We start from the raw sequence: 2,858 nt of genomic DNA, 5'->3' as shown, positions 1-2,858 counted from the left end.
AAAGTGGAAACGCCGACTTCCGGCTCAATCCGGCTCGGCGACGAGAAGATCGATTTCGCACCCGGCCGCAAGGTCGGCTGGCCGGCCATCCAGAAGCTGCGCCGCCAGACCGGCATGGTCTTCCAGAACTTCCAGCTCTTCCCGCACCAGACGGCGATCGCCAACGTGATGGAAGGCCTCGTCACCGTCCTGAAATGGCCGGCCGACAAGGCGCGCGCCCGCGCCCTCGAGCTCCTGGAGAAGGTCGGCATGGCGCACAAGGCGGATGCCTGGCCGGCGACGCTTTCCGGCGGCCAGCAGCAGCGCGTCGCAATAGCCCGGGCACTGGTGACGGACCCCGCGGTGCTGTTGGCGGACGAGCCGACCGGCAATCTCGACACCGAACGCAGTCTCGAGATCATGGAACTGCTGACCGACCTCAATTGCCAGGGGATCACCATCCTGATGGTCACCCACGAAGAGGAAATGGCCGCCTATGCCCGCACCATCGTGCGGTTCCGCGACGGGCTGGTCGAACAGGTCGAACGCGGCCGGCGGGCGGACCGCCCCCGTGCCACGAAGGCGGAGCCGGCCTGATGTTCACCATGTTCGGCGCCACCCTGCTGCTCTCCTTCCGCGAGATCCGCCGGCACCTGCTGCGCAGCTTCCTGACGACGCTCGGCATCATCATCGGGGTCGCGGCGGTCATTACCATGGTGACGCTGGGCCGCGGGGTGACCGCATCGGTGCAGGACCAGATCAGCTCGCTGGGCTCCAACGTCTACATCGTATTCCCGACGGCGGGCGACCGGCAGGCGCCGCGTTCGTTCCGGGAGGACGACGTCGCCGCCGTGCGCAACCAGATCGCCGGGGTGATCCACGTCGCCGGCAGCGTTTCGGCGAGCGCGCTCGCCTTTGCCAACGGGGCCGACTGGTCCACGAGCGTCCAAGGCGTCAGCAACGAGTTCCTCGAAGCGCAGTCGATCGAGATCGATCAGGGGCGGGCCTTCACCACCGAGGAGGAAGCGTCGGGCCGCAATGTCTGCATGCTCGGCTCCAAGGTGCGCGAGGTCCTCTTTGTCCCCGGCGCCAGCCCGCTGGGCGAGACGATGCGGGTCGGCAACGTGTCATGCACGGTCATCGCGGTCCTCGCCGAACGGGGCCAGGGCGGCGGCCCCAACCAGGATCAGGACAACACCGTGATGATGCCGCTGAAGACGGTGCAGCGGCGCTTTCTCGGCAATGACGACATCCAGTATTTCGTGGTCAAATACGATTCCGCCTATTCCAGCGCGTCGATCCAGCAATCTCTGATCGACCTCTTGCGCGAGCGCCGGTTGCTGCAAGCGGGCGCAGACAATGACTTCGACATCATCGACACCGCTCAGGTCAATCAGGCGGTCGGCGCGGCGACCGGGGCGCTGACCGCGATGGTGGCGGTGATCGCCGGGATCAGCCTGCTGGTCGGCGGGATCGGGATCATGAACATCATGCTCGTCTCGGTCACCGAACGCACCCGCGAGATCGGGATTCGCCTCGCCATCGGCGCACTGGCCAAGGAGGTGCGGCTGCAATTCCTCACCGAGGCAGTGGTGCTGTGCTGTTTCGGCGGGCTGGTCGGCATCGCGCTGGCCTTCCTCTTCTCATGGCTGCTGGCCGGCGTGATCGACGTGCCCTTCGTCTTCGATCCGCTGATCAACATCCTCAGCTTCCTCTTCTCCGCGCTGATGGGGATCGCGTTCGGCTATTATCCCGCCGCCCGGGCATCGCGGCTGGACCCGATCGATGCACTGCGGCACGAATAGCCGCGATGCTTTATGCCCTGTTGCGGAACCGGCCGCTGCTATGGCTGGTGCTGGCCCTCCCCGCCCTGTGGAACGCCTGGCGCTGGGTGATGACGCCTGACGAATACGGCTTCGGCCATGCCATCGGTGACAGCGGGCTGTGGTCGGTCTGGCTGCTGATGGCGACGATGGCGATAACCCCGCTGCGCCTGATGGCGGGCCCCGGCCCGCTGGTCGCCGCGCTCGCCCGCCGGCGGCGCGATCTCGGCGTTGCCAGCTTCGCCTATGCTGCGCTCCATACAGCGATCTACCTGTGGGATCAGGGCACGCTGGCCCGGATCGCGGCGCAGGTGCCGCAGCCGGAAATCCTCGCCGGATGGGTGACGCTGGCGCTGTTCGTGCCGCTTGCGATCACCTCGAACGATGCCTCGGTCCGATGGTTGCGGCGCGGATGGCGACGGTTGCACCGGCTGGTCTATCCCGCCGCCATCCTGACCTTCGTGCATTGGGTGCTGACCGCGTTCGATCCGGCCAGCGCCTGGGCCCATGCCGCCGCGCTGGCCGCGATCGAACTGGCCCGCGTGATACTACAGCGACGTCAGAGGGTGACGTAGCTGCGCAGCCGCGCCACTTCCGCCTCGTCGACATACTTGCCGATCTCGCGGTCGAACTCGGCCATGTTCTCGTACGGGCGATATTCGAGGAATTCGTGGACCATCTTGTCGGTCATGCCGGGGATGAGCTTGATGTCGGCCTCGCTCGCGCTGTTGAGGTCGATCGGGACGAACACCTTTTCGCGCACAGTGGCGGCCTGTTCGGGGGTGAGGGTTTCAGTGAGCTTGGCGTTGAAGGCACTGGCATTGGCATAGGGCCGCGCGGCCACCACCGCCTCGACGAGGGCCGGTGTCATGCCGGTGATGCCGGCCAGCTGCTCTGCCGTGGCCTCGTTGGCATTCAGCACGGCCGAGGCCGCGGCGGGCGTCGCTTCGGCCGCGACGGTGGCGGCGGGCGTTGCCGCGGCAGCGGTCGCCGTATCCTCGGCCGGGGCGGTTTCCCCCCCACAGGCGGTGAGGGTCAGCGAGGCGATGATGACAT

General features: G+C 67.0%; 4 protein-coding genes. 3 read left to right on the top strand and 1 reads right to left on the bottom strand.

Annotated features, from left to right (window positions below):
* The 3 genes from ACHFFA_RS10765 to ACHFFA_RS10755 all read left to right on the top strand — a co-directional run.
* Positions 1-576, top strand: a 576-nt coding sequence (locus tag ACHFFA_RS10765; RefSeq protein WP_394270841.1) for an ABC transporter ATP-binding protein, incomplete at its 5' end; no start/stop codon positions are given.
* A gap of 8 nt (positions 577-584) precedes the next feature.
* Positions 585-1,784: an ABC transporter permease gene (locus ACHFFA_RS10760; protein WP_394270842.1), complete on the top strand. Its 1,200-nt coding sequence runs from the start codon at positions 585-587 to the stop codon at positions 1,782-1,784.
* 5 nt (positions 1,785-1,789) lie between these two features.
* Positions 1,790-2,377 (top strand): ferric reductase-like transmembrane domain-containing protein, encoded by a 588-nt coding sequence (locus tag ACHFFA_RS10755; RefSeq protein WP_394270840.1) that lies wholly within the window; start codon positions 1,790-1,792, stop codon positions 2,375-2,377.
* On the opposite strand, the gene ACHFFA_RS10750 is transcribed toward ACHFFA_RS10755, so the two are convergent.
* The coding region (locus tag ACHFFA_RS10750) for a hypothetical protein (RefSeq protein WP_394270839.1) at positions 2,362-2,858 on the bottom strand (497 nt) is incomplete at its 5' end. The genes ACHFFA_RS10755 and ACHFFA_RS10750 overlap by 16 nt on opposite strands.

The organism is Qipengyuania sp. (genome assembly GCF_043423005.1).
Taxonomy (GTDB): Bacteria; Pseudomonadota; Alphaproteobacteria; order Sphingomonadales; family Sphingomonadaceae; genus Qipengyuania.
This window is presented reverse-complemented; position numbering and strand designations above follow the sequence as displayed.

Coding starts and splice junctions, on each gene's coding strand:
- ACHFFA_RS10755 (WP_394270840.1), top strand. CDS start 1,790: ATGCTTTATGCCCTGTTGCGGAACCGGCCGCTGCTATGGCTGGTGCTG.
- ACHFFA_RS10760 (WP_394270842.1), top strand. CDS start 585: ATGTTCGGCGCCACCCTGCTGCTCTCCTTCCGCGAGATCCGCCGGCAC.